We start from the raw sequence: 20,105 nt of genomic DNA, 5'->3' as shown, positions 1-20,105 counted from the left end.
TCATACAATTGTGCTGCTTAGTTGTTCTACTTAATTGAACCGTTTCTTTCTCCCACTTACAAGCTACCACTAGGCAATTAATCCCCGTCCCGCAAACTCCACCAAACGACCATCACCCAATATCAAAGCCGTTTTTATCGTTTTCATAGGATAAATAGCCTGTAAGGCGTCATGGTATGTCGCTAACTGGGCTTGATATGCGGCTTCTTGTAGCCCAGATAATTGACGTTTATAGTCCAAAATCCATACGATATCCGACAACACCACCAATCTATCCAGACGCAAAATCTGTTGTTGAAACACGATATCCATTTCATTCCTGGCGTACTCAAACAGACGCGCATCAAAAAATTTCTGCAAATGGGGATTCTTTAAAATCGCCACCGCTTGTTCGCGCACCACTTTTGCCACCGATAATGCACATGGCAGCCAAGAAGAAATCACTTCGGCTGTTGGCACCTTGATAGGCCACATCTTATTTTCGCTTTCAGTCAGACGTTCCATTAAAGCATGTAGCGCAATGCCTTCAATCTGTTCATCTGTTTGCCTAATCGAAGGCGCTGGACTTGGCAACGCTAGGTCTGGTGGCGTAAACAAATGCAAAGAAAAAAACTCTTTTGCTGCAACGCTTGCATCGGCTCTCTGTGCGACCACTTCGGCTTCTTCCAAGTGTACGAAGCGCTGATACCAACTTCCATGCTGCACACCAGGATACTCACTCATACTGTCGGCGGCCTTGTCGCTAGCGATCCCACTCACGATTAAAATCTGTTTGGCACGAGTGACCGCGACATATAGCAAATTCCAATTTTCTTGCTCAGCCTGTTCTTCTTCCGCTTTGAATAAATCATCACGCGCAGCACCTCGTTCATCTTTTTTACCGAAGGCGGAAAAATGTTTTTTGCCACCTTCATGCAAAGGCCATGCACACAAAATACCAATATTGTCTTTGGCTGTATCACTATGATTACAATCAAGCATCGCGACCACTTTGGCTTCCAGACCCTTAGCACTATGAATAGTCAAAATACGTAGCGCATCAACACCACTACCAATATTGGACTCATCGGGGGCATCGTTTTCTGCCCCTCTATCAAATTCTTTCAAGGCAGCGATAAATTTAGGCAGACTGGGATAACGTCCGCCATCCATGTTTAATGCTAGCTCGGTAAACGCCGTGATATTGCCGATAATCTGTGCCCGATTCGTTGCAGGAGCTGCTTGTGCATAACGTTGTACGAGATCACCTTGATGCAAAATTCTATCCAACAAATCGTGTACAGGTAGGTCATGGGCAGCTTGCATCCAGGTTTGTAATAAAGGCCCAGCACGCAACAAAGCGGGCGATGCGGCCTCGCCCTCAGCGTTAGCACTTATCGCAGACAATAGCCGCTTCCACCACGAACTTTCACTACCTTGCGCCAAGAGAATCAAGTCCTCGTCGCTAGCAGCAAACATAGGAGACTTCAGCACGTGGGCTAGCGCGCGATTATCACCTGGCGTGATCAAAAAATTGAGCAAGGCGATCAGGTCCGCAATCTCTAAGGTCGAGAGTAATCCACCGCGACGATTTGAGACAAAAGGAATACCAGCTTCACGTAATGCTTTTTCATATGAAGCCAGATTGCTACGGCGACGCACTAATAGCATCACGTCTGACCAGCGTAAATCTGCCTCATTTTGCAAATTAGATTCTGCACGCAAAAGCAATAAGGCTTGCGCTAATTGCTGCCCTTCTTGATAACGCCTTATATCGTCTTCCTCCTCGGCGGGTGTGGTCAAGGGATCGCGCAAAGGAAAAGGGCTACTCGCTCCCGCCTCTTCCTCGCTAACGACTTGACCGCGAATCAAAGGCAGGCGCAACACACTTCCCCTCATCGTGGCTGCGGTAGTTTGCGCCGAGTAGATAGGATTACCGGTCATCGCTTGATTCAAGACTTCGACTATGGCTGGCGCGTTTCGACGCGTTTGATTGGTACGCAAGATCGCTGCACCTTGCCCCGCCAACATGTCACGTGCAGCGATAAAAACACGCGGATCAGCGCGTCGAAATCGATAAATCGATTGTTTAGGATCGCCCACGATAAACACCGTCGGCCGGTTCGTGTCTGCGCCATACGCATCGAGCCAGGCATTAATGATATTCCACTGCAAAGGATTGGTATCTTGGAACTCATCGAGCAAAATATGTTTGTAACGCGCGTCCAGACGTCCATGCAAATACGCGGCAAAATCCTCATGACTCAAGAGACGATAGGCCTGCCATTCCAGATCAGCAAAATCGAGGGCGCGTTGCTCAGCTTTTAAGCTTTGATAGCAATTCAGGTAAGCCTGTCCGACGGTGAATAGGGCTTCATTCAAGCGTAGCACCGATGCTTCTTTGCTGCGTTTCTCCAACACCTTGAGAGTTTCTGCGATGGCATTGCACTCATCATGAAAGGCGTCCTCATTGTCGGCACCTAACCAGGCCGCGATAGACAGGCTTAAAGCCTTGGTTTTACGATTTTTTCGATTGCTGCCATCGGCACCATAAAATTCATTGGTTAAGGCAGCAAAATGTTCGAGACTGACATCGCCACCTCGCGCCATGGCCTCAAGCGCAGTCGTTAGCGCTGTTTCAATCGCAACGCCGCGCTTTTGATTTTCAGGACTACCTTTTCCTAAACAAATACCCACTTGCTGTATACGTTCTAGCAATGCATGATCCTGCCATACTCGAAGCCGCGCATCGTAATGTGCATCGTCTCCCATCAAATCAAGCAAAAGCTGTAAGGGTGCTTGCACAGAACGATCTTGGGTCACGGCCCACCATTCCGCTCGCTTATCGATAAAAGCATCGAGCATCACTTTGGCGGTAAAATCACCAAGCGCTTCATATAAATACATGAGCTGTTGTTTAATCTTGCTTGGTGCTGCATCTTCACTTGTTTCCTCACTATCGTAGACATTGCTAGTAAATTCGGGATCAATATGGATGCCGATTTGCTGCATCAATTGCCCCCAGGCTTCACGCTGCAAACTACCGGTCGCTTCGACCAAAGTAAATCCATGCGGCACACCAGAAGCTAATGGTGCCAATTGCAGTAAACGTCCGAACCAACTATGGAAGGTATCCATAGACAATCCTTGCGGATTACTCAATAAATTCTCATAGAGTTTACGAGCGCGTGGCAAACAAGTCGGTAAGTCGAGTTCCGCAACGCCGCGTTCGCGCAAAATAGTGGCAGCATGCGTGTCATCCGCCAGAGCTAACTCTGCCAATAGTTCCATCAAGCGATGCCGCATTTCTTGCGCAGCTTTACGGGTAAAAGTAATTGCCAATAGTTCTGCCGGTTCTGCTCCATCTAATAATAGTCGCAGCATACGGGCAACCAATAACCAGGTTTTTCCACTACCTGCGCAAGCCTCTACTACCACCGAACGATGTGGATCGCACGCCGCCGCCGTGAACTGCGCAGCATCCACCGCGTGTCCATTGAGTTCATAGGCTTGTGCGGCGCTCATGTGCGAAAGCGAATTCATTACCACGCTCCTTTTCGGCACAGACCACGCACGTCGCAATATTGACAAACACTCTCGACGCCTTGCGCTGGCAAGGCTGCGCCTTGCTGTATCGCTTGCATATTTTTTCGTATCGCTTGTTCCAATTCAATTTTCCATACGCGGTATTCTTGCGCCTCAACCGAACCTGTTTTTTCACGCTCTAATTCTAAGGCGACGTAACTTGCTGTGTCCGGTGCATCTAACAATAGCTTGGCGACGGCTGTTTCTCCCTCGCTTTGGTCTGCGGTCGATTCAAGCACGGGCTGCAATAGGCCATAAAAGGCAAGTTGATGATCGTCAAAATGTTTTAAACGCGTTTTGAGTGAACTCTTGGTTTTGGTTTTGTAATCAAGTACAGCTCGCTCCACGCTGCCATTCTCTAACTGCCGCTCATCAATACGATCAACCCGACCACGCAATTTAATTTCACCATCATCCCACTGTAATTGGGATTCTGCCCACACTTCGCCAAAGGCAAATTGCCAACCGTCTGCTTCGTGCTGATTGGCCCACTCTACATAAGCAGGAATCACTTTGCGCCAACGCACGCTATAACCCAAAGCAGCTGGACTATGTTTCAAGACGCGGGCAAACCACATATCGGAAATGGCATTGAGCAATCCACTCCTATCAGCATTTAAGGGGATTTTATCCTGCTGCAATTGATCGTGATAAGCCTTCAAAATCGCGTGCAGCCAATCACCATAGTCGCGTTTCTCAGGCATATCCGACAATTCATCAATCGCCGCCAACTTCAACATGCGACCCGCAAAAAATTGATAAGGACAAGCGATCAGACTGCTAAAACCACTGGCCGACAAGGTGGTTGGCATTAAGGCCGCCGCACTTGGCTTCGGTTGCTCACTAGTCTGCGCTTGCAAACGATGTTCTGCCAAAGGCAATGCCTGACTATGTAATGCGGCTAGATTTTGACGCGCCAAAGCCAAATTAACTTGTTCTATCCACGGACTAACGGGATTAAGTTCACCATTAATTTGCGATTGCCACGAGAGAACCACCTCGATATTCGACAAAATTAATTCTGCGAAATCACGTTGCTGTTGCAATCGCCGCTCCTCGCGCGTCACCAAACCACACTCGCGTCGCACAGCATTTGTAAAAAACAGCGTCTCTTGTGCCTTTGAAGGCAAATGTTTGGCATCACCGCCAATCAAATACACCGCATCGAAATGACGCAAGCGCGCGCCATTTAAAGGCAACATCACGACACGCTGGTCGACTTGTTCCAATTTAAAGGGTGTGGCTTCCATTTGCAGATTAATGAAGGCTCGCCACTCAGGGAAACTAAAATGCGTATCCAATCCATGACAATCTGCACCCAAAGTCTGCAACATCTGTAGCACCTGCGCGCCAGCCACATCTTGTTGCAACAAGGCTTGCATACCAAGCGTATCAAAACTTTGCAGGCTGATCGTAGTCCAGTCCTTTAAGCTACGACGCGAAGCACTGGAACTGCTGACATAAGTATGGGCGAGACGCGCAATCGCTGCGACCCATGCCCGCGCCTGCGGTTGACGTTCCAAAGTGGACAGCACCGCATCCCACCCTCCTACGACATTATTTCTACGTAAGGCTAGCTCGATATCCATGATGAGATCGGCTTTATCAATTGCACCCGATAGCGCCGTATCGGCATTATCGATTCCTTCCAGTTGGCATGGCAAAAACGGGGATTTAAGAAAATCCAATAAAGCGATGGTATCGGCACGCGTCGCCAGCATTTCAAACCAAGCGGCTAAAGCAGCTGCAGCGCGTGTCGTTGAAAGTTTCCAGCCAGTTTCATCCGCGACGATCACATTGGCCCGTTCTAACAAGGCACGCAAGCGACGTGAGACCACTCGATCTTGGGCAATCACTGCTATTTTTTGCTTGCCCTGCTGTATCCACTCCACAATAGTTTGTGCAGCTTGCTCCGCTTCTTGCTCCAAGCTATGTAGTTCACACAGGCGCAAGCGCTGCCAATCAAAAGCTGTGTGTGGCATCGATTTTTGGGCAGTGGCATCTGCCGAACATAAATCATTCCAAGCCAAACGCATAGTTTCAGGCACAGCGGATGCCTGCCAATCTATGCTATACAAATGAACCTGTTGATGCCTCTGGTAAGTTTGCAGGAAGGCTTCTTCCAAAGCGTTCGGCAAGGTCGGAGCGATCCAAAATAACTCGGTATTGGCACTTTGCGCCAGACGCATCATGTGCTGAATTGCTTGTACCGTTTGATCATGCTGATCAAGCTGCCCTTGCCACAAGGTCCACACCAATTGCGTTTCATCCGAGACGATTTTATGCACAGGTAAAGGCAATTGCGCCAATGCCTCATGCCAGGTCGCTTGCATTTTTTCGGTATGAATTTCCTGCTTACTATCCAATACCTTAGGTAACCAGACCTGCGTCAGTTCATCAGACAAAGTCAACAAAGTCTGTGCTAAGGGCAACAGATCGGTATTGCGTTTCGCGCCAAATAATTTCTTCAGCCAGGCATGTTGGCGCAACTCAGAATACAAGCGCATCAGACGTTCACTATTTGCGGTCACAGCCACGCCATGTGGCACTTGCATTCCCAACCAGGCAAACATGGTCTGTATGCGCGGTGGAATAAAATGACTACCCAATTCCTGACTTAAAGCACGCAATAGTAGATGCGCATGTTCAAAGGTGGGTACAACAACTCGAACATCAGAAAAATCATTACTTTGACTTAGCTCTGGCGTCGCAAATAAATCCGCTGGTAATTGAGCCTGATGCCGCGCTTGTATGAATTCGCGTGCCACATGGTTCCAAAACTGCGCAGAAGCAGGGATAAGTCGGGTAATTCTTGCCATGGGGTCTGATAATGAATAATCGTAAATACCAAGAAACAAACTTAGTAGCGAGGAGGATGCAATCTGATCAGGCATTTTATGCGAGCACCGTCATAAAATGCAGCTGGAATAAGGAAAAATCAGTAAATAAGCCACTTTTTTAAAAATAGGGTATGATTTACCACTGTCGATGCCGCAATAATTCATAAAAGTGATTTCGCCCCAGAGAAATGGCAAGGAGGCGCACTTGAAATAGGCGGAAGTACCCCCAAGTTCAATCCCTGATTTAATTTATTTAAACATCCCCCTCTTTTAGAGATTAACCAGAATAACGAGAATTCTATGAGCGACAATATCATTTATGTAAGCGATGCATCTTTCGAAGCTGATGTATTAAAATCTGACAAACCAGTCCTGGTCGACTTCTGGGCTGAATGGTGTGGCCCTTGCAAGATGATCGCGCCAATCTTAGAAGAAGTTGCCAAAGAATATGACGGCAAAATCACGATTGCTAAGATGGACGTTGATGCGAATCAAGCCGTACCAGCAAAATTTGGTATTCGCGGCATTCCAACACTGATTCTGTTCAAAAACGGCGAAGCAGCTGCACAGAAGGTCGGCGCTCTGGCAAAAGGCCAATTAACCGCCTTTATCGACGGCAATATTTAAGTTACTATTCTGCTGTAGATCATTATTTCAGGCGATGTTACAAGAAAGTTTTTACATCGTCTGAATTAAGTCTTACAATACGCTGAAATTGGTGTACCACCATAAAGTATAAGTAGCGACCGGCATCAAACCCGCTCTGCAGTTTTCTAATCATCCAGTAGTTCGTTTTTTCACTTCTGTTCACTCCCCCACCTCACTCTCCCATCCCGGGACACTCACAACATGCATTTATCTGAATTAAAGGCCTTACACGTCTCCGCACTGTTAGAAATGGCCATTGGTCTCGATATCGATAACGCTGCGCGTATGCGTAAGCAAGAATTGATGTTCGCGATCTTGAAAAAGCGCGCCAAAGGCGGCGAACAAATTTTTGGCGATGGTGCACTCGAAGTCTTGCCCGACGGCTTTGGCTTTTTGCGCTCGCCCGATGCCAGCTACATGGCATCCACCGACGACATTTATATTTCTCCTTCACAGATCCGCCGTTTCAATTTGCACACGGGCGATTCGATCGAAGGTGAAGTCCGAACACCAAAAGATGGCGAGCGTTATTTCGCCCTGGTGAAAGTGGACAAGGTCAATGGCGAAGCGCCAGAGATGTCCAAACACCGCATTCTGTTTGAAAACCTAACACCGTTACACCCAAATAAAATCTTGCAATTAGAGCGCGACATGCGTGGTGAAGAAAACACCACAGGTCGTATCATCGACTTGATCGCCCCTATCGGCAAAGGCCAGCGTGGCTTGTTGGTTGCGTCTCCCAAATCGGGTAAGTCAGTGATGTTGCAGCACATCGCCCACGCAATTACGACCAATCATCCAGATGTGACTATGATCGTTCTGTTGATCGATGAACGTCCAGAAGAAGTGACTGAGATGCAGCGTTCCGTGCGCGGTGAAGTGGTTGCGTCGACATTCGATGAACCTGCCACTCGTCACGTACAAGTTGCTGAAATGGTCTTGGAAAAAGCCAAGCGTTTAGTCGAAATGAAAAAAGACGTGGTGATCTTGTTAGATTCCATCACGCGTTTAGCACGTGCCTACAACACAGTGATTCCAGCATCCGGCAAAGTCTTAACTGGTGGTGTGGATGCCAACGCTCTGCAACGACCAAAACGCTTTTTCGGTGCAGCACGTAATGTAGAAGAAGGCGGCTCCTTAACCATCATCGCGACTGCCTTGATCGAAACTGGCAGCCGTATGGATGATGTGATCTACGAGGAATTCAAAGGCACAGGTAATATGGAAGTGCATTTGGAACGCCGCTTAGCAGAAAAACGTACTTATCCAGCGATCAACCTGAATAAGTCTGGCACACGTCGTGAAGAATTGTTGATTAAGCCTGATCAACTCCAGAAAATCTGGATCTTGCGTAAGCTTTTATATAGCATGGACGAGATCGAAGCGATGGAATTCATCCTCGATAAAATGAAGGCTACCAAAAACAACTCAGAATTTTTCGAAATGATGCGTCGTGGCGGGTAATTAAATTATTCGCTTTTGGTTTGCTTTAAACGAGAAGGCCGGACTTTATGTTCGGCTTTTTGTTTTTTGGGGATGATTTTGGAATTGTAGCGAGATTATTTTGAAATTAAAATTTCATCGGCAAAAACTAATTCCTCAGTAACTCATCGTCTACAGGTCGGGTGTGGCCCGACAGCCACTCCCTTTCTTTGCTTCGCCAAAGAAAGGAAGCAAAGAAAGGCGACCACGCTGCCACTGGCCTTCGGCTTCCCAATTGTGCAAGACAAAAAATGGGAAAGCTTCGAAACTCGCTTCGCTCAAACAACGAAGCTTTCTTTATCCATTTTCTGTCTTGCACAATTGGCAGTGTCAGAAGTGGATAAAAGTCAAAAGCAACAGCAACACCAAGACAATCAATACCTACGGTCATTAATTCTTCCAACAACAGTTGTAGGTCGTTGTTTTTGACTCTGTTTTTGACTCTGTTTTTGACTTCCCCCGTTTGAGACGATGTAATTTGTGCTTCACTGAAAATGGATAAGAAAGTGTTGTTGTCGGAGGTGTAGCAGGGAATTCGAGGCGCATGCGCCTCGCCTGCGGAACGGTGTTCGCTTGCAAGCGAACATTCCTAAGTACAGTTTCAACACTTTCCCATTTTTTGTGATGCACAAATTATGCTGAAGCGAAGCGTAAGCACCCGCAGGGCGAGTCTACGGTCACCTTTTTTGGAGGACCTTTTTTGGCGAAGCAAAAAAGGTGCTTGGCTGTCGGGCCACACCCGACCTGCGAACGATGAGCAGATCAGATAATAAATTTGACTCACAAAAAAGCCGAACCTTCTACAGTCCGGCTTTTCAAATACTGCCAACAAACAAAACCTACTACTGCCCCCAACCGCCCCCAACAGCCTTGTACAAAGCCACACCAGAACTCAGCTTCGCACGTTGGCTATCAATCGCAGCAATCTCCGCTTGCATCAAATCTCTTTGTGCATTCAAGACTTCAACATAAGCGCTATAACCGCTTTGATAACGCAGATTCGACAAACGATAAGTTTCACGTACCGCCGTTAAACGAGATTGTGTTGATGCATCAATCTCGGCATTGCTCGCTGCATTATTCAAACTATCGTGCACATCGCGAAAAGCGTTTTGCACAGTTTGAACATACTGTCCCAAAGCCTGACGTTTGCGAGCTTCGGCACCATCGACTAGTGCGCCGACTGTTCCTGCACGAAACACGGGTTGCACTAGACTGGATGCCACATTCCACAATAACGACGCTGGGCTAAACAGATCTTCCAACACACGAGATTCACGTCCCAGAGAAGTCGTTAGGCGCAAGCTTGGATAGTAGGCTGATTTCGCCTGACCAACATCGGCATTGGCAGCAACCAAAGCTTGCTCAGCGGCGACAAGATCGGGGCGACGCGCCAACAAATCAGATGGCAATTCTGCCGCTGTCGGCAGATTTTGTACCAATTGTTGCATTGTCAAACCACGTGGAATCTCGGGATTCATCACCTGCTTTGGTGTGCGTCCGACCAACACTGCCAAAGCTGACTCGACATTACGCAGCGCCTGTTTTGCTTGCGTAAAAGCGATCTCACCTGCAGCGAGTTCAGATTCTGCATAATGCAAATCGATATCACCAATTGCACCTGCAGCATGACGTTTGCGCTGTAAGCTTAAATTTTCTTGACGGCTCTTCAAAGTCGTTTCAGCAAATGCTAACTGGGCGTCGAAAGCGCGCAGAGAGAAGTAAGTTTGTGCCACATTTGCGACTAAGCTAATTTGCACTGCATCGCGTGTGGATTGCTGCGCCAACAATCGTGCTTTCGCGGCTTCATCGGCACGACTCAATTTACCAAACAGATCTAGCTCATAGGCCGCACTCAAACCGAATTGATAATTCTCTGCAACCAGCTTGGCATTAGCTGGCAACTTACCGGAGTTTTCACTGGTGCGAGAACGGCTCACTGCCAAGTTGGCATCCACAGTCGGGAAACGATTTGCCAAAGCAATTCCAGCAGTCGCTTTGGCTTCATCCATACGCGCCGTGGCAATCAATAAATCTTGATTTTGTTTCAGTGCATCGTCGATCAGTTGATTCAACACGGGATCTTGTAAGCCCTTCCACCAATTCTTTAATGCGGCATTTTGCACATTAGAGGATGATGTTGATTGCGGCAAATCCAACTGCGGACGTTGATAGTCGGGACCGACAGAAATACATCCAGCCAAAGTTAAACTCAACAGCAACGGCAGCATCTTCAAGCTGGAGCCTTGAGGAAAAATCTTCCCTAATCTCATGATTTCACCTCGTTATTTTCTTTAACAGCATCATTACTTTTCACATCCTTTTCCACTTTTCTAAAAGGATTCTCAAATGGATCATTGGCATATTTATGCTCTGGATGATCAAAGTCCGTATCTAAAGTTTTAAAGCGACGGTCATAGATCAATTTGAAGAACAATGGCACCAAGAAAATCGCTAGGAAGGTTGCGGCAATCATGCCACCCAATACACCAGTACCCAAAGATTGACGTGCTGCGGCACCCGCACCACTGGAGAATGCCAGAGGCACCACGCCTAAAATAAACGCCAGCGAAGTCATCAAGATAGGACGGAAACGTAGGCGTGCAGCTTCCAATGCTGCTGCCACTGGCGCATAACCTTCATGTACTTTCATGACTGCAAACTCGACAATCAAAATCGCATTCTTCGCTGACAAACCGAGCAAGGTCACCAGGCCGATTTGGAAGTACACATCGTTATTAAAGTGACGCAAATACACCGCCAATAAAGCGCCGAAGATACCGAATGGCATTGCCAACAAAACGGAGAATGGCAAGGACCACTTCTCATATTGGGCTGCGAGGATCAAGAAAATCATCAAGACACCAGCACCGAGCGCCAATCCACCTGCATTGCTGCTACGCTTCTCTTGGAATGATGCACCACCCCAATCGTAAGTCACATCCGCTGGCAACACGGCTTTTGCAGCACGTTCCATCGCGGCAATCGCCTGACCTGAACTGAAACCAGGTTTCGCATCGCCCAGCAATTTGATCGCTGGCAAAGCGTTGAAACGCTGTACAGAATCAGGGCCTGTAATGAACTTGGTCGTTGTAAAGGCACGGATAGGAATCATCTGACCAGTCGTCGAACGCACATACAAATTGCCGATGTCTTCTGGCTTAGCACGATACTGCCCTTCAGCTTGTAATTGCACAGTGTAGACACGACCATTTTTATTAAAGTCGTTCACATAGTAGCTACCCAAAGTTGCGGCTAAAGTATTGTAGACATCCGATAAGACCACGCCCATAGAGCGCGCTTTTTCGTTATCGACATCGACAAACAATTGTGGCGAATTCGCTTGCCACAAAGTCTTCACACCCGCTAATTCAGGCTGCTTATTGGCTTCGGCGATCAAGGCTGGCAATAATCCCGCCAGACGCTTAACACCACCCTCGCCCTTGTTTTGCAAATAGAATTCAAAACCACCGGTTTGTCCCAAACCTTGAATCGCAGGTGGACTGAAAAATAATGGCAAACCCTCTTTGATATTGCCCGTGTGCATAAAGGATTCACCGACTAATTCTTTTGCAGATTTATCGCGCTCATCCCAGGGACGCAATGGGAAGAACATGGTCGCAGCAGACGATTTCAAACCGCCACCGCCCAAGAAATCCAAACCAATCAAAGCAAAACGCGTGTCAATGTTTTTGTTGGACTCTAAGGCGGTTTCCATTTGCTTGACCATCATATTAGTGCGCTCTAAAGAAGCACCTTCTGGCAAGATCGCAGCACCGATGAAATAGCCTTGATCTTCATCTGGCACCAAACCACCTGGTACAGTTTTCCAAAGCAAACCAGCCAAAGCGATCATGCCAACGAACAAGCTCACACCCAACACCGCGCGCTTCAAAAAGAAAGTCACACCAGCGGTATAGCGTCTGGTCAAACGTGCAAACGCATGGTTGAACCAATCAAAGAAACGATTATGATTTTCCGCACCCGGCTTCAACAAAATCGCGCACAAAGCGGGTGTCAAAGTCAAAGCAACGATACCGGACAAAATCACTGCGATAGAAATCGTGACGGAGAATTGTCGATACAACTCACCAGCCAAACCACCCAAGAATGCAATCGGACCAAATGCGGCCACCAACACCAAGACAATCGCAATCACCGGCCCAGTCACTTCTTGCATTGCTTCAATCGCTGCTTCTTTCGGCGACATGCCTTCTTCGTTCATTAGTCGTTCGACGTTTTCCAACACCACAATCGCATCATCGACCACAATACCAATTGCCAGCACCATGCCGAATAAGGTCAAGGTATTGATACTGTAACCAAGCATGTGCAAACCAGCCATCGTACCAATCAAGGAAACCGGCACTGCTAAAGTAGGAATAATCGTGGCGCGCCAGCTTTGCAAGAATACGTAGACGACGATAAATACCAAGACCATCGCTTCAGCCAAAGTCTTCAAGACTTCATAAATCGATTCTGTCACAAAGGGTGTGGTGTCATACGGCGTTTTGTACGTCATACCTTCTGGGAATTTCGCCTTTAATTCTTGCAAAGTGCTTTCTACGGCTTTGCGTGTATCCAGCGCATTTGCCCCCGTTTGCAAGAAAATACCGATGTTGGCGGATGGGTGACCATTAATACGTCCATACAGATTGTAATCTTTGGAACCCAGCTCAACCCTTGCCACATCACTCAAGCGTATCGTACTACCGCCCTTGCCCGCTTTAATAATGATATTGGCGAATTCGGACGGTTCTAATAAGCGACCTTTGGCCGTCACGGTCATGGTCAGTTCTTCGGTGTTATTCGGCGGTGCGCCTATCTTACCTGCCGCGTATTGCGCATTTTGTTCTCCGACTGCGCTCGCGATATCGCTAACGGTCACACCTAGTTGTGCCATGCGATCAGGACGCATCCAAATACGCATTGCATAGTCCTTCGCACCGAATACTTGTACATTGGTGGTACCAGGAATGCGTTTAATCGCATCCAACACGTTTTGCGTAACGTAGTTCGACAAGTACAGACTATCGTAGCGATTATCTTCAGAATAGAAGGCGGCAACCACTAAGAAATTAGACGAGCTTTTCGATACCGTTACGCCTTGGCGCCTTACTTCTTGCGGCAACTTCGCTTCTGCCTGACGAACACGGTTATTGACGTTCACGGCAGCGATATCTAGATCAGTACCGACTTCAAATGTCACGTTAATAGAGACGCGACCATCGGCTGCAGAAACAGAATCCAAATAGAGCATATTTTCAACACCATTGATTTGCTCTTCAATCGGTGCAGCAACAGTACGCTCTAACACTTCAGCAGAAGCGCCAGGGTAGAAAGCAACCACATTCACCACCGGTGGTGAAATTTCGGGATAACGTTCTATTGGCAACACGCGCAAGGCGGCCAATCCAGCGATCACGATGATCAAGGACACCACGGTCGCGAATATCGGTCGATTAATAAAAAATTTAGAAAACATAGTGAGTCCTTAAAATCGATAGTGATGCACACTCATCCTCGTGGGACTCAGTGCGCAGCTTTCGCACTGGCGGAAGCAGAAGCTGCTGCAGCTGATGGGGCTGCAGGTGTTGGGCTTGCAGCCGCTTTCGCATCAATCGCCACGGGTTTAACTGTCATACCAGGGTCATGTGCTTTGATAAAGCCATCGACCAAGACGCGCTCACCCGCTTGCAATCCTTTGGTCACAATCCATTCACCACGCGACCAGCCATCCAACTCGACTGGACGCGGCACCAATTTATTATCTGGCGACACGCCAAACACCATCTTGCCCATGGGACTATCAATCACTGCACGCTGAGGAACAGCGATTGCCGCTTGACGCGTTGCGCCTTGCAACAGCACGCGCACAAATTGACCTGGACGCAAAGCCCCATCTGGATTAGCGATTTGAGCGCGTGCATCAAAACCACCTGTCGTCGTGTTGACTTTCTCGCTCAGGAAATTCATCTTGCCCGCGGTTGGGAAAATGTCACCATTGGCCATTTTCAATTTCACGTTGAAATCCAGACCACCATTGCTGGCACGCTTACCGGGCAAATGTAATTTGCCGTCGGCCAGATCCGCATTCAATTTCAAATAGTCAGCTTCGCTCACACTGAAATTGACATAGATAGGATCAGTCTGAACGATGGTCGTCAACAAACTATCTGCTGGCGTCACCAAACTACCATTTGGTTTAACCGCAACACCTGTGACACCCGAAATCGGAGCGACTACTTTGGTATAGCTAAGATTTAACTTCGCTTCATTGACTTGTGCGCGCACTTGCTTAAAGCTTGCTTCAGCCATTTCTAAAGCCGATTTGGCGTCGTCATACTCACGTTGACTAATCGCTTTCTCGGTTGCTAATGGTGTTAAACGCGCATATTCACGTTTTGCCTGATTTAGCTTCGCTTCGCTGACGCCAAGTGCCGCTTCGGCCGATGCCAACTGAGTTTGATAAGAGCCCGGATCAATTTGAAACAGCACCTGACCAGCTTTGACTTTGGCACCCTCTTCATACACACGCTGTTCCAAAATACCACTGATACGCGCACGCACTTCGGTTTCGCGGATACCCGCGGTTTGTCCAACAAATTCAAAATCAACCGGCAAATCACGGCCTTGCAAGGTGACGACATTGACTTCTGGCGGCGGCATTCCGCCTCCAGATGGCGCGCCTGACGCCCCCTGCTTATTACATGCACTCATACCCAAAATAGGTAAAGCTAAAGCAAGCACAATCGCTAACTTATTGAATTTAAATGAAAAAGCCTTCACATTTTGGCTATTTTTCTGATGTCGAATGAAAGTCTTGCTCATGAATTCCCTCTTTAAATGATGATTGCAGTGTGCTATTATATACATACACGAATGTTTGTATAGTTCAAAATTATAAAATCCGTCAAATATATAAAAATAAAATATCAGGTAGATCGCGTCGTTATAGCGCATTGATTGAGACATCGAGGAGCTCCACCATGGTCAGAAAAACCAAAGAAGATACCCAGCAAACTTATGAGGCTCTGCTCAATGCGGCTGAACAGGTATTCTGTGAAAAAGGGGTTTCTAATACGACCTTAAACGACGTCGCGTGCGCAGCAGGAATGACGCGCGGTGCGATCTATTGGCACTTCAAAGATAAAAAAGAATTATTTCATGCTCTGTGTGATCGTGCTTTTATGCCAATGGAAATTTTGCTCAATGAGATTACCAGCAGCACCATTGAAGATCCAATTGCAGCACTTCGCGAACTGAATTTACACTTTATAGCGCAAGTGACTGCAAATTCAAGACAAACCAAAGTATTTGATATTATTTTTCATCGCTGCGAAAAGACTGCCGAAATGCAATCCTTCATTCAAGAGCGCGAAAGCCGCAATGAATGTATGGACAAGATTGGTGATATCTTCCGTGCCGCGGTCACGAAGGGGATGTTGCCTCCCAACACAGATATTCAGATCGCAGTGCAAATTAATCACGCGTTTCTGATTGGACTAGTTCATGAATGGTTGATAGACCCAAGCGCTTATGATTTAGCCATGCAAGCAGAGGCCATGATCGATTCGGTGCTATTTGGTTTAATAAACAGACCTCCACTCAAAAGAAGCTAAATTAGGGCATTAGCCAGGTAACTTCCAATCAAAACGCACCGCCATCAAACGCAGGAATAAGGTCACAGCAATACCGCTGATGACCGCAAACAATTCTGTCATTCCAAGCAAGGTCAGGCCCAAATACGCCCAACACCCCAAAAAGGCGCAAGTTGCGTACAGCTGACCACGGCGAAATACCATAGGAATTTCATTACAAATTATATCGCGCAAGACACCACCAAAAATTCCAGTGATCACCCCCATCATCACGCACACAAACAGAGGCATCTTCATCCCATACGCCAAGGAAGCGCCACCGACGCTAAACAAGCCTAAGCCCAAAGCATCTGCGTACAAAATCACACGCTCAGTCACCACCTGCCGCAACTGTCGAAAGAATGGGGAAACCAAAATACAAAAAACAAACACCAAAGTCGGGTATTCATAATTCTCTATCCAGAACAAAGGACGTCTGTCCAACAAAATATCACGTACAGTACCGCCACCAAAAGCCGTAATAAAAGCCACCGTGAATACACCGACCAAATCCATTTTCTTACGTCTGGCCTCGACCAAACCGGAACTGGCAAACACAAATACACCAATGACTTCAACCACGTGAAGCACAGTGCTCATCCCAGCATGAATATTTGTTGACATACTTTCCCTCAGTGACCCGCCAGCGCGGTCAAAATCGTGCAATTCTATGATTTTATTGTATAATTGCGGGCTTAGCTTGATGCTAAGAAACTTTTTATATGATTTAAACCCTGGCAAGTGATAAGCAATCGGGTCAAGAAGCAAGACGACCGCCGAAGTGCGTATTGGCTACCAAACTATTTTTGAGGCAAGCATGAGAGACGGTATCCACCCAAATTATCGTGAAGTTTTGTTCCACGATGTATCTAACGATTTCAAATTCATCACACGTTCTACAATCAATACACGTGACACAATCGAATTCGAAGGCGCAACTTACCCATTAGTAAAGATCGAGGTTTCTGCGGAATCCCATCCTTTCTACACTGGTAAACACAAAATTGTTGATACAGCAGGTCGCGTTGATAAATTCCGTAAGAAATTCGGTACTGTTGGTTCTAAGACAGCCATTTCTAACCAATAATTTGCGATATGACGCATTTTGTCGGATAGTACGACGATGCGACAAAGTTACATCAGCAGTAAAAAAAGGCAGCTCAGGCTGCCTTTTTTGTATCATCAAGTTTTACACTAAACGTCATTTACATTCCTCTGCTTCAGTCTGTCGGGCAGCCTGCCGCGTTATCGCACACCGACATACAAGTAGAGAAACGAAGCGTTCATTTCTCTATCGAAAAGATCTATGAAACCAGTCCGCCTGCCCGCCGCTGCCACTATCGCCCTACCACGCTGGAGTATTTTTGCGCTCTGCCTGCTCTACATACTTCCCGGCTTGATAGGTCGCGACCCATGGAAAGGCGTCGATGCAGCCAGCTTTGGCGTGATGTGGACAATGGCACATGGCAATCTGCATGATTGGTTATGGCCACACATTGTCGGTTTACCAGTGCCAGAAGAAGGTCCCCTCGCCTTTTGGCTAGGTGCGCTATGCATCAAACTATTTGGCGGTCTGATTGGCGATCCGATGGCAGCGCGCATTTCCACTGGTGTGGCATTTTTAATTGGCTCAATATCAGTCTGGTATTGCACCTATCTATTAGGTCGTCGTCAAGAAGCGCAGCCTTTGAAACTAGCCTTTGGTGGTCAACCTGAGCCACGCGATTTTGGTCGTACGTTAGCGGATGGTGCTCTATTAATTTATCTCGGCTGCCTTGGCCTTTTACTGCCCAGCCACACCACCAGTACGGGTCCTTTATACATCGCCTTAATCGCTTATACGCTGTATCTCTGCATACGCTTTTTTGATCTTCCACAAAAAATCACGGCAATTAAAATGGGCCTCATTTTAGGCCTACTGGTACTAACCCGTGGCTGGGTTTTACCCGCGGGACTGTTTCTCACATTACTAGCGATCTGCATTTATCGCAAACAAGCGCTCTACAAATACCTGCTTGGCCTAAGCCTACCCGTCAGTATCTTGATCGTCGGCGCATGGTTCTTTGCACTACAACAAATTCAACCTTATGCCAGCTCTCCACTTGAAGGCTGGATGGACTGGAATTATCGTCAAATTGGCCTCCCGATTTTTGATAACTTTAAACATTTCCTCGGTTACGGTATTTGGTTCGCCTGGCCAGCATGGCCCTTCGCTGCATGGGCTATTTTTGCCTGGCGCAAACAAGAACGCGCCTTACACATCTCTTTGCCTTTAGGATTCTTGATCTGTTTCACGATCTTGGCCTTATTAAATCGCACCCATGAAGAAGGTTACCTACTTCCTCTATTGCCTCCCTTAGCTATCTTGGCTGCATTTGGATTGCCGACCATGAAACGCAGTGCCATCAACGCGGTGGACTGGTTCGCGGTGATGGTGATGACAGGGGCAGCGGGCTTATTTTGGTTTGGCTGGATCGCAGCGCAAACTGGATGGCCAGTTAGAACCAGCACCAAAGTACTCAGCTGGGCGCCGGGTTTCACACCGAGTTTTAATGCATTCACTTTCATTATCGCTCTGGTCGTCACCATCATCTGGTTCCGCATTGTGTACTGGCGCATCTCGCGCCAACCATCGGTGTTATGGCGTGCCGTTGTATTGTCTAGTGGCGGCGTGATTTTGTGCTGGTTCTTACTGATGTCTTTGTGGTTACCACTGGTCAATCACCGCGTCAGCTATTCCATCGTCGCGCAAGACATGATACAAAAAATCAGTACGCCCTACCGCTGCATAGACAGCAAACTCGGTCCATCACAACGCGCCTCGTTCGCCTATTTCAGCGGCGCCCATTTTGCAGGCTTTAATGAACAGAATTGTGACCTGCTGCTAACGCAAGGCAATCGCCGCTTCCAAGGCAAAATCAAAGGTCCCGTGGACAAAGACTTTCCCGGCACTTGGGAAATGATTTGGGAAGGCCAACGTGCAGCGGATAAAGATGAGTTCTTTACGCTCTACAGAAAAGTAGAAAAGAAATAAATCGCCTGTGAAATACTGCCCAAGAAATCAAAAACAAGATTTGCCGAATAATTAAGCAAACCAAGCTATTCAAAGAGCGAAACCATAAAATATAACAGCAATTTAGACCAAGTGCTTGCAATAATCGAAGCGTCCTGTCATAATTCTGTTCATGCGTTGCCGAGATGGCGGAACTGGTAGACGCACTGGACTCAAAATCCAGCGCCGCAAGGCGTGCCGGTTCGATTCCGGCTCTCGGCACCAAAAGTATTCAAGCCTCTTGAGAAATCAAGAGGCTTTTTGCTTTGTGGCGCAATCATTCAATTCAATTCAATTCCATTACGCCCGAACTCTTGCGCTATTGGCTTGTCGCCATCTGCTGTTGAAAGGTGATGACAATAAATTCCGCAGGATGCGCCACCGCGACTCGTATAGTGACCCTCATAAAACCATTAAGGATGTCATCTGCAGTCATAGTCGTACCCAAACCACAAGCTACAGAAAAAGCGTCCGAAGGACTAGCACCCTGCAAGCCACCTTGTTGCCATACCGAAGTCAAGAAGCTATTAATCATACTTGTCACCGCCGCCCAAGTATTCTCATCGTTCGGTTCAAAAATATAAGCACGTGCGGCTTCTTTGCATGATTGTTCCAAATACGTCATCGTGCGACGCACCTGAATATAGCGCCAATCATCGCTATTTCCGTCAAGTGTACGAGCACCCCATATTAAAATACCTAGTCCGTTAAAAAACCGAATCGCATTAATGGATTTTCCCGTTACAGCATCCACATTTAAATTTCCTTGTTGTGCATCGCTTAAACGAATCGGCAATGACACTGTAAACCTCCCTCAATCAGTGCCAGGTATTACTAGAGTTTTGAGGTTGGTGAAACAACCGGTATTCAACAGGGGTC

At 47.3% G+C, this 20,105-nt stretch carries 11 protein-coding genes, 1 tRNA gene and 1 pseudogene; 6 read left to right on the top strand and 7 right to left on the bottom strand.

Annotated features, from left to right (window positions below; translation table 11 throughout):
• Positions 1-69 precede the first annotated feature (69 nt).
• Positions 70-3,522: a UvrD-helicase domain-containing protein gene (locus AC1RR2_RS07905; RefSeq protein ID WP_493221718.1), complete on the bottom strand. Its 3,453-nt coding sequence runs from the start codon at positions 3,520-3,522 to the stop codon at positions 70-72.
• Complete coding sequence (locus tag AC1RR2_RS07900; protein WP_493221717.1) at positions 3,522-6,383, bottom strand: PD-(D/E)XK nuclease family protein; 2,862 nt, start codon at positions 6,381-6,383, stop codon at positions 3,522-3,524. Before AC1RR2_RS07900 ends, AC1RR2_RS07905 begins: the two co-directional genes overlap by 1 nt.
• Before the next feature lie 291 nt (positions 6,384-6,674).
• On the opposite strand from AC1RR2_RS07900, the pseudogene trxA reads away from it, so the two are divergent.
• A pseudogene (gene trxA / locus AC1RR2_RS07895) lies at positions 6,675-7,031 on the top strand (thioredoxin TrxA); the annotation flags it as partial.
• A 222-nt stretch (positions 7,032-7,253) separates the two neighbouring features.
• On the top strand, positions 7,254-8,516 hold the full coding sequence (gene rho, locus AC1RR2_RS07890) for a transcription termination factor Rho (RefSeq protein WP_493221716.1): 1,263 nt from the start codon (positions 7,254-7,256) through the stop codon (positions 8,514-8,516).
• 860 nt (positions 8,517-9,376) lie between these two features.
• Here the strand turns inward: rho and AC1RR2_RS07885 are convergent.
• Genes AC1RR2_RS07885 through AC1RR2_RS07875 form a run of 3 tightly spaced genes read right to left on the bottom strand, consistent with a single transcriptional unit; the run spans position 9,377 to position 15,365 of the window.
• Entirely contained in the window at positions 9,377-10,807 is a 1,431-nt protein-coding gene (locus tag AC1RR2_RS07885; protein ID WP_493221715.1) for an efflux transporter outer membrane subunit, read from the bottom strand.
• Positions 10,804-14,019, bottom strand: coding sequence for an efflux RND transporter permease subunit (locus tag AC1RR2_RS07880; RefSeq protein ID WP_493221714.1), 3,216 nt, complete (start codon positions 14,017-14,019; stop codon positions 10,804-10,806). The genes AC1RR2_RS07885 and AC1RR2_RS07880 overlap by 4 nt, the downstream gene beginning before the upstream one ends.
• 47 nt (positions 14,020-14,066) lie before the next feature.
• Positions 14,067-15,365, bottom strand: coding sequence for an efflux RND transporter periplasmic adaptor subunit (locus tag AC1RR2_RS07875; RefSeq protein ID WP_493221713.1), 1,299 nt, complete (start codon positions 15,363-15,365; stop codon positions 14,067-14,069).
• Between the two features lie 29 nt (positions 15,366-15,394).
• Here AC1RR2_RS07875 and AC1RR2_RS07870 point away from each other — a divergent pair, with 29 nt between their 5' ends.
• Positions 15,395-16,156: a TetR family transcriptional regulator gene (locus AC1RR2_RS07870; protein ID WP_493221712.1), complete on the top strand. Its 762-nt coding sequence runs from the start codon at positions 15,395-15,397 to the stop codon at positions 16,154-16,156.
• A 9-nt stretch (positions 16,157-16,165) separates the two neighbouring features.
• Here the strand turns inward: AC1RR2_RS07870 and AC1RR2_RS07865 are convergent, their stop codons facing one another.
• Positions 16,166-16,798, bottom strand: a complete 633-nt coding sequence (locus tag AC1RR2_RS07865; protein WP_493221711.1) for a trimeric intracellular cation channel family protein — start codon at positions 16,796-16,798, stop codon at positions 16,166-16,168.
• A 193-nt stretch (positions 16,799-16,991) separates the two neighbouring features.
• Between AC1RR2_RS07865 and AC1RR2_RS07860 the strand changes: the two genes are divergently transcribed.
• From AC1RR2_RS07860 to AC1RR2_RS07850, 3 genes are all read left to right on the top strand, one after another.
• Entirely contained in the window at positions 16,992-17,261 is a 270-nt protein-coding gene (locus AC1RR2_RS07860) for a type B 50S ribosomal protein L31 (RefSeq protein WP_422991467.1), read from the top strand.
• Between the two features lie 219 nt (positions 17,262-17,480).
• Positions 17,481-19,208 (top strand): ArnT family glycosyltransferase, encoded by a 1,728-nt coding sequence (locus tag AC1RR2_RS07855; protein WP_493221710.1) that lies wholly within the window; start codon positions 17,481-17,483, stop codon positions 19,206-19,208.
• 158 nt (positions 19,209-19,366) lie between these two features.
• Positions 19,367-19,451, top strand: a tRNA-Leu gene (locus AC1RR2_RS07850).
• 94 nt (positions 19,452-19,545) lie between these two features.
• Here the strand turns inward: AC1RR2_RS07850 and AC1RR2_RS07845 are convergent.
• Entirely contained in the window at positions 19,546-20,028 is a 483-nt protein-coding gene (locus tag AC1RR2_RS07845) for a phage tail sheath C-terminal domain-containing protein (RefSeq protein ID WP_493221709.1), read from the bottom strand.
• Positions 20,029-20,105 lie beyond the last annotated feature (77 nt).

It is taken from the genome of Undibacterium sp. GW821-FHT11H02, from assembly GCF_058808015.1.
Note: the sequence above shows the minus strand (reverse complement) of the source record. Positions and strands in the feature narration are given on the sequence as shown.

What these genes read in the sequence shown, in the direction of transcription:
- AC1RR2_RS07905 (WP_493221718.1), bottom strand. Translation starts at nt 3,522, where the DNA reads ATGAATTCGCTTTCGCACATGAGCGCCGCACAAGCCTATGAACTCAAT.
- AC1RR2_RS07900 (WP_493221717.1), bottom strand. Translation starts at nt 6,383, where the DNA reads ATGGCAAGAATTACCCGACTTATCCCTGCTTCTGCGCAGTTTTGGAAC.
- rho (WP_493221716.1), top strand. Translation starts at nt 7,254, where the DNA reads ATGCATTTATCTGAATTAAAGGCCTTACACGTCTCCGCACTGTTAGAA.
- AC1RR2_RS07885 (WP_493221715.1), bottom strand. Translation starts at nt 10,807, where the DNA reads ATGAGATTAGGGAAGATTTTTCCTCAAGGCTCCAGCTTGAAGATGCTG.
- AC1RR2_RS07880 (WP_493221714.1), bottom strand. Translation starts at nt 14,019, where the DNA reads ATGTTTTCTAAATTTTTTATTAATCGACCGATATTCGCGACCGTGGTG.
- AC1RR2_RS07875 (WP_493221713.1), bottom strand. Translation starts at nt 15,365, where the DNA reads ATGAGCAAGACTTTCATTCGACATCAGAAAAATAGCCAAAATGTGAAG.
- AC1RR2_RS07865 (WP_493221711.1), bottom strand. Translation starts at nt 16,798, where the DNA reads ATGTCAACAAATATTCATGCTGGGATGAGCACTGTGCTTCACGTGGTT.
- AC1RR2_RS07860 (WP_422991467.1), top strand. Translation starts at nt 16,992, where the DNA reads ATGAGAGACGGTATCCACCCAAATTATCGTGAAGTTTTGTTCCACGAT.
- AC1RR2_RS07855 (WP_493221710.1), top strand. Translation starts at nt 17,481, where the DNA reads ATGAAACCAGTCCGCCTGCCCGCCGCTGCCACTATCGCCCTACCACGC.